General features: G+C 62.9%; 10 protein-coding genes. 3 read left to right on the top strand and 7 right to left on the bottom strand.

Features of this window, described 5'->3' with window-relative positions:
* The first annotated feature begins 78 nt into the window (after positions 1-78).
* Positions 79-831: a hypothetical protein gene (locus tag EWE75_RS23355; RefSeq protein ID WP_130160454.1), complete on the top strand. Its 753-nt coding sequence runs from the start codon at positions 79-81 to the stop codon at positions 829-831.
* On the opposite strand, the gene EWE75_RS23350 is transcribed toward EWE75_RS23355, so the two are convergent.
* The 3 genes from EWE75_RS23350 to EWE75_RS23340 form a co-directional block, all read right to left on the bottom strand.
* On the bottom strand, positions 786-1,865 hold the full coding sequence (locus EWE75_RS23350; protein WP_130160453.1) for an STN domain-containing protein: 1,080 nt from the start codon (positions 1,863-1,865) through the stop codon (positions 786-788). The genes EWE75_RS23355 and EWE75_RS23350 overlap by 46 nt on opposite strands.
* Before the next feature lie 92 nt (positions 1,866-1,957).
* On the bottom strand, positions 1,958-2,986 hold the full coding sequence (locus EWE75_RS23345) for a FecR family protein (RefSeq protein ID WP_130160452.1): 1,029 nt from the start codon (positions 2,984-2,986) through the stop codon (positions 1,958-1,960).
* Positions 2,983-3,486 carry an RNA polymerase sigma factor gene (locus EWE75_RS23340; RefSeq protein ID WP_231708537.1) on the bottom strand — a complete coding sequence of 168 codons (504 nt, stop codon included), beginning with the start codon at positions 3,484-3,486 and terminating at the stop codon, positions 2,983-2,985. The genes EWE75_RS23345 and EWE75_RS23340 overlap by 4 nt, the downstream gene beginning before the upstream one ends.
* Before the next feature lie 294 nt (positions 3,487-3,780).
* Here EWE75_RS23340 and EWE75_RS23335 point away from each other — a divergent pair, with 294 nt between their 5' ends.
* Both EWE75_RS23335 and EWE75_RS23330 read left to right on the top strand, forming a co-directional pair.
* Positions 3,781-4,191, top strand: coding sequence for a hypothetical protein (locus EWE75_RS23335; protein WP_130160451.1), 411 nt, complete (start codon positions 3,781-3,783; stop codon positions 4,189-4,191).
* 57 nt (positions 4,192-4,248) lie between these two features.
* Positions 4,249-4,686 (top strand): hypothetical protein, encoded by a 438-nt coding sequence (locus EWE75_RS23330; RefSeq protein WP_130160450.1) that lies wholly within the window; start codon positions 4,249-4,251, stop codon positions 4,684-4,686.
* A 149-nt stretch (positions 4,687-4,835) separates the two neighbouring features.
* On the opposite strand, the gene EWE75_RS23325 is transcribed toward EWE75_RS23330, so the two are convergent.
* The 4 genes from EWE75_RS23325 to EWE75_RS23310 form a co-directional block, all read right to left on the bottom strand.
* Positions 4,836-5,669 carry a hypothetical protein gene (locus tag EWE75_RS23325; RefSeq protein ID WP_206364865.1) on the bottom strand — a complete coding sequence of 278 codons (834 nt, stop codon included), beginning with the start codon at positions 5,667-5,669 and terminating at the stop codon, positions 4,836-4,838.
* Positions 5,666-6,184 carry a hypothetical protein gene (locus tag EWE75_RS23320; RefSeq protein ID WP_130160449.1) on the bottom strand — a complete coding sequence of 173 codons (519 nt, stop codon included), beginning with the start codon at positions 6,182-6,184 and terminating at the stop codon, positions 5,666-5,668. Before EWE75_RS23320 ends, EWE75_RS23325 begins: the two co-directional genes overlap by 4 nt.
* A gap of 98 nt (positions 6,185-6,282) precedes the next feature.
* On the bottom strand, positions 6,283-6,612 hold the full coding sequence (locus tag EWE75_RS23315; RefSeq protein ID WP_206364864.1) for a hypothetical protein: 330 nt from the start codon (positions 6,610-6,612) through the stop codon (positions 6,283-6,285).
* 10 nt (positions 6,613-6,622) lie between these two features.
* The coding region (locus tag EWE75_RS23310; RefSeq protein ID WP_206364863.1) for a hypothetical protein at positions 6,623-7,009 on the bottom strand (387 nt) is incomplete at its 5' end.

Here is a 7,009-nt window from a genome sequence, read left to right as displayed (position 1 = left end):
CGCAGCCCGCTTCTGTCATGCTCGCGTCGAGCGGTTTCAGTCCAGCCCATGTGATCCTCGTGGTCTTCGCAACCCCCGATGAATCACAAGCTACTGAAATCGCTCAACTCAATTTTCGGTCGGGCTCTGAGCGGCATCCAGCCGATAACCATCCCGATGATGAAGGCAGCCGGTGGAACACTTCATGACGAGCCTAGCGAGGGCGAGGTAGTACTGTTCCGTGAGGCGAAGATCGACTTCCAGATGATCTTCATTGTCGCGAGCCTAGTGGCCAAGGCTGGTGAGGGCGAAGGCTTCGGAACGACACCGTTCGCGCTCAGCCTGCTCCCTGCAAGCAAGCGCGGGGAAATCCAGACGTCGACGATCGACCTCGTCGAGAAGCTTACCCTCGCCTACGACCCGGCCAATCCGCCGCTATACTCGCGGTTCGATCCGTTCGAGGGCAGCTACGGCCTGTTTGGGATGGGAACGCCCGGGCTCGCCGCCGGCAAGGGCCATCTCGACGAAGTGGGTCTCGTGATCGGCCAGTTCTGGCTCGCGACCAGCTTCAATCCCGATGAGGTGCTGCAGCCGAATATCGGCCTGCCGCCCGGAGACGCTTGGCGGCGCTACGCGAGAAATCGCCAGAAGCTGCTGTTCACGCCGTTCAAGAAGCTCGAACCCCGTCGGGTCTGGGGTGCGGATTCGCCGATCGAGCTGTTTCTCGTCCAAGAGCTGGCGCGGCGCGGTCACCATCCGCAACTACAGATTCTGATCATGGAGAATGGCGGGACCTACCCCTCCTTCTACAATCTCTCGATGCTGAAGGTCAGGGTGTCGGTGATGTCCTGATGCGCGGTGCCGAGCGCGCTGAAATGCTTGTGCGCATCGAGTAGCGTGTTCGGGCTGACGACATAGCGGGTATAGTCGCGTTGATCGGAACGCACGGCGTTCTGATGATCGAACTGCAGGGCGAGCAGCGCACCGCCGCCGCCCCAATGTTTGCCGCCCACCGCGTCATAGGCGTTGATGAAACCGCCGCCGTCGGTCGCTGTGCCGATCCGCGCCGTCGTGGCGATACCCTCATAGTCGCTGCGCAGGACCACATTGGCGACGCCGGCCACCGCGTCCGATCCGTACAGCGCTGAGGCGCCGTCGGGAACGATCTGGATTTCGCGCACTGCGTCGATCGGTATCGCGGAGACGTCGATCGCCTGGGCCGAGCCATCATAGGGAAGCCGTCGGCCGTTGAGCAAGGTCAGGGTCGCGTCGGGGCCGAGGCCGCGCAGGTTTAGCGCGGACGAGCCGGAGGCGTTGGTGTTGGCAGCAGTGCCGGCCTGAAATCGCGCGCCTGGATTCTGGCCGCCGGTATAGTTGCTCGGTATATCCCGGATCACCTCGCCGAGATCGCGTTGCCCGGCCTCGCGCATCTGCTGATTGCTGATCCGCAGGACCGGAGCGGCGATGGCGCCATTGCGAATATGCGTGCCGGTGACAACGACGTCGGGTTCCGTGGTCGCGGCGACATCCGACGATCCTGTATCACCGCTCACGACTGGGGCAGAGACCGGACGGATCAGTATCACGCCCGATTTTCCGCTTTGTGCCACAAGCCCTGAACCAGCCAGCAGTCTGGCAAGGGCGACGCCCGGTGTGAATTGGCCGCTCAGTGCGGGTGCGCGCTTGCCCCGGACGGAGCGAATATCGAAGCCTAGTTGCTGATGCGACACCCGCGCGAACGTCTTGAGCGCGGCCCCCAGTTCCTGGGCGGGTATGTCGAACCGATATACCAACGCTTGGGCGCTGGCCGGCATTCCACGCGCGAACAGCGCGATCGCCGCCACTGCCGCGCCGCGCTTCCAATCCGAACCCGCCACTCTCCGCATGTTATACCCCCCGATGCGGCAACGGCGCCGCTGCAGAGTGAGACGTGCGGTCGCTGCGAAGGGACAGCGAGGTCACGACAAAATTATGACGGTCATTGCCGGCGGAGCGTGACGTCCCGATTCTCGCGATATGCCCGAACCGGGGTCAGCGCAGTGACCGCCTCGACAAACGCATCGGTATCGCCTGCGGTGAACACCCCGTTGACGCGCGTTGCCGCAGTTCCTGCGTCGCCGATGACCAGCCTTTCTTTCGAATATCGGTTCACGCGCGCAACCGCGGACGAAAGGGGTTCGTCGTCGAAGGTTAACTGTCCCGCCTCCCAGCTGAGCGACTGCGTGACGTCGGCTTTTTCCACGGTGCCGGCCGCGCCGCCCAGCGGCATCACAAGTTCCCTGCCGGGCTGTAGCGCCTGGTCGACGGCGATCCTGCTACCGGCAGGAGAAGCGGGTGGGGGGATCGGCACGTGGCTGTCGCGGTCAAGCACCGCGACATGTCCCTCGTAAAGCAGAACGTGGATCTGCCGAGCGACCATCTCGACGGAGAAGGCGGTCCCGGTCGCTACGACGACCTTGTCGCCGGCAGTGACGCTGAACGGGCGCAACGGGTTTTTGGCGACGTCGAATTTGGCCCTGCCGCGAACGAGCACCAGGTCGCGCCGATCTCGCTCCATCCGGACATCGACTTCGGTATCTGCGTCGAGCGACAGTTTAGAGCCATCTTCGAGAATCGCGAGCTGCCGCTCGCCGAGCCCGGTGCGGTAGCTATGCGTCGGCGTATGGACGAGGATTGCCATCGCTACTGCTACGAGCAGGCATGCCGCTACGGTGCCGATCCAAAGCCGTTTCGACGCGGTATGCCGAGACCAGAGTTGGCGATTTTGTCGCCGAAAATTATCGAGCGCGGTGCTGCGCAGATGAATCAATTCTGGCCTGCCCGCGACGCTGTCGATCGCATCCCAGATATCAACCGCTTCTTCAAACGCTCGCGCGTTTTCGGGGTCGTTCAGCCAGCGATCAAACGCGATCCGATCCGACGGTGTCAGCGCCCCCTCGGCAAGGCTTAGACACCAATAAGCGGCCTGCTCGTCGCGATGCGCCGCGCGATCGGAGCCGGCGTTCATCGCGCATCTCGCATCTTGCGGATCAGCAACGCCATCGCCTTCGCCACATGGTGTTTCACCGCGCTTGAGGATATGCCAAACGCCGTTCCGATCGCATCCTGGCTCATATTTTCCACGCGGTAGAGAATGAAGATGGTCCGGGTCCGCTCGGGAAGCTCTCCCAACGCCTGCGTCAGCAGCGCGAGTTGCTCGCGCCCTTCCGCAAGACGGTGCGGGTCGAATTCGTCAAGGTCGCGATCAACTTCTGTGCCGACCCATTCCTTGTATCGGTCTCGAACCCGGTTCTTGCGTACGCCGTCGACCAGAAGATTCTGGGCAATCTGGAAAATATAGGCGTCCGGCGCTGCATCCTCTCCGCGCTTGAGCATGCGAACGAAAACTTCCTGCGCCAGATCTTCGGCTTCGCTCGGATTGCGCACACGACGCAGAAAGAACGCCATCAACGCCGGTCGCCAGCGTCGATTGAGATGGTCCGCGTCAAAGGCGTTTTCCGGCTTCACCAAATCCCCTGCGTTGATTCTTCGCGCGTAAGGTTAGACGCGCGAGGGAGACATCAGGACAGTAAAATTCTCGATATGCAGAGCGCCGGATGGCGCCACGATGCAATCTGGAAGCGCAACGGTGTAAATTGACCGGCACGACGCAAGGGAAAACGATTATTCTATCTCGCCAGAGAGACAAAAGCCGACGATTCGGGTGCACTTTACGTGTTCCGCCCATCGCTCTAGCTTGGCCGAGCCATTGTACGGCGGACAGAGTGAAGTGGAAAACGAATGCGCGTCACAAGGACATTCATGATGATGGCTGCGTTGAGCGCTCTCGGTGGAAACATCGCACACGCTCAGACGGAACCCACAAACCAGCCCATGTCGGAAATCGAGCTTGATCGAAAGTTGGTCGAACAAGGCTCTCTTCCCCCGTCCGTGCTGAAGATTGATGCCGAACTGGCAAAGCTTCCACGGACCGACCCCAGAGCCCTGCAGCTAATGAAGCAGAAGCTCGCGATTACCCAGCAGCATGCGGACGGGCTGCGCGAGCAGCAGGATACCAGAACTCGCGAGCAGCAGGAGAGACTCCGTGCCGTGGGTGCTTTGACAAAGCTTTCCGACAGGACATCAACGCAACAGCAGCCGCAACAACAGGAACAAGAGCAGCGCATGTGTGCCGTAAACAATGGACAGGTAGGGTATTTGAGGCCTTGTTGAAAATTCCGCCTTTTCGACAAGTGGCTTTCGCCCTCATGTCTAAGTTGGTCATGTAGAATGCGTCGTTGGATCAGCCTTTTCGCACTATCATGTTCGTTTGTCGTCGCCTCGCCGGCGCTGGCGGACGGCGAGATGCCGCCGTTGCCCATGCTCCCCCGGACGTTCAAGAGTTTCGCCGAATGCCGTGCGTTTCTCGATGCGGCCTACAAGGAAGACCGTGGCAGGGCGGATACGGCACCGCGCAAGACCGGCAACGGAACCACGCAAACGCTGATACAAAGCGAAGGTCCAAAGACCACCGGCCCGCAGCAGGCGGCATACGACGTAACCGAAGGCTGGGCGAACCGCACGCCCGTGCCTGGGGGAAAACAAATCATGACGAACTACAGTTACAAGAGAACGCAGGAGCGCTGCGATGGCCCGCGCCTGACGGGGGAGACCTCCACCGGCTATTCGCTCGAAGGGTATGAGCCCGCCCCTGTGCAAGGAAAATAAGGGCATATGTCGAAGGATCGATACCGTATCTGATGCCGATCGACTGTTATGACGGTTGACGGATGAGCGCGCCACAACTGCACAGGAACGACGCCATCGTTGAAACGCGCGCAATGACTGTGCGCAATGTCATGATATGATTGGCATTATCAGCACCATAAAGCACCCTTCACCATGTGCGGCCTGGCGCAGCCCTGTGCCGGACGGGGGAGCGGTTGGCCGGAATGCCAGAGACCGAGACGACTGAAGATATTCGGCATCTCGGCGTCGATCACCGCGAGCGGGTTGTTGTCGCCGTAGCGCGTCGCGCTGCGATAGCGCAGCGCCTGCTTGTAACTGGTGCCGGCGAAGCGGCTGATCGTGATCCAATACCCGAAAGGCGCGTCCTGCGTCGGCTCCGCGGTGATGACGGCACCCCGGAGCGGGCCGGCGTCGATGTAGCGGATCTCCTGGTTGTTGTTGTGACCCACGAAACGTTCGTAGACTGTGACGAAGGCGTCGGCGGCGCGATCGTAGCGGAGCAAAGCCGTGCCATGCAGCTGGTCGCCGTTGCCGGCATGCAGGCTGTCTGCCTCGATCCGCAGCAGCGTCACACCCGTCGCGGGATGCAACAACGTCGGCATGCCGAGATAATGCGGCTGTGAGAAGGTGTCGTTCGCGTTCCCGCCGGGCGCGATCAGCAGCGTATTCAAAGAGGGGTGGCAGGAGCGGCCGCCGTCCTTGCTGATGCACAGCCTGATCGCGCCGGGCTCGGTTCCCTCTGCCGACGGGGTGTCGTTGGTGTCCGGCCCTTGCGTGGCGGTGAAGCGCCACGGCGAGCGTGTCGCGAACGGCTTCGACAGGTCCATCGTGGCGATGGCCTTTATCGGCGGGGCGGCAGCAACGACCGGGGCCACCCCGGTTGCCGCCTGAACCAAGGTCAGCGCGGCAGCCAACACGGCGCCCGCACCGATCCGACGCCGCACGACTTGAGGACGGATCACTTGCTCTTCTCCCCATCAAAGACCGGCAGACGTGCGGGATCGAAGCGGGCGAAGCTGGCCCCGCCCACGTCGCGCGCGCTTAGCTCCTGCTGCCGCTCATGTCCCGTGTGTGGATCGACGATACGGCGGGATACGTGCGCGACGTGCCACACCCGCGCGTGCCTGTCGTAATCAAAGCGATACTCCGCCCGCATCTCGCCCGCACCGGCATCGACGACGGTGAAGCTGCCGGCCTGCGCACGCAGCCAGCCACCCGTCGTCGCGCACGGCCCGCAGGAGAGAAGACGCGCATTCGCCGCTGTCCTGCGCGGCCGCCCGTCCGCTTCGCGGCGCATTAGCACCACCTCTAGTGGATGCCGTGCGCTCGCCATACCACCGCGCGCGCGATCGACGACCAGCAGCGCATCGTCACGTCCTTCGCCGGTTAGATCGCCCATGATAGAATCGACCACTTTCGCCCCAAGCGCGGCTGCCGCGAGCGCGGCGGTGCTTCCGTCAGGCGCGTGTTGTGCCATCGCGCGGCCTCCAAAGCCCGCCTGTGCCACGAGCATGAGCGATATCGTCACGATACGATACGACCGGGTGAGCTTCGCAAGCGTTCCCGCCCCTGGCATCAGTACGGATCGCTATGCTCAAGAATCTCCTGCCCCATCAGCACGCACATGCCGGCAGGATTGGCGTAGATCAGGCGCATCCGGTACTCGCCCTTGTAGACGCTGCCCCATATCTCCAGCACGTCGAAGCGACGCTTGCCGACGAGCGATGCGACCGTGCCGATCTTGCGGAGGCTGGCCGGATCGATCGTCGCCCGGTTGTCGCCATCGTTATGGAAGCGGAGCAGCTTCAGCGCCTGTGTCCGCGCTTCGGCAGCACAGGGATGGGCGGGCGTGGCAGGCGTCGCGCCGGCAACCGCGGCGGCCAACAGGATCGATGGCATCATCATCGGATAATCCTTAGGGTCTCGAGGTAGGATATGCTCGGCCGGCGGCCCTGCGCCGCACCAGACGCCTGACGACCAGCACGGCCGCCAAGACCAGGCTCGCCAGCATCACAGGCGTGAGGCCGACGACCACCCAGCCCATCATGGTCATGGCATAGAGCCGGTGGCCGATGTCGATACCCGCGACGAGGCATGGCTCGGGACCGGCTTCGGTTGCGCCACAGCCCGTCACGCGTGCGACGAGGATCCCGGCGGCGAAGATGAGCGCGGGCAGCCAGAGCAGAGCGACGAGCACCGCGCACCCCCAGCGCGCGGCGCGCCGGACGCCCGCTGATCCGGCTCCGGTCATGACCGCCTGCCTCCTGGCCGCTGCCCGTCTGGCTGCCGCACGATCACGAGT

The sequence above is a fragment of the Sphingomonas populi genome (assembly GCF_004208535.1).
GTDB lineage: Bacteria > Pseudomonadota > Alphaproteobacteria > Sphingomonadales > Sphingomonadaceae > Sphingomonas > Sphingomonas populi.
This window is presented reverse-complemented; position numbering and strand designations above follow the sequence as displayed.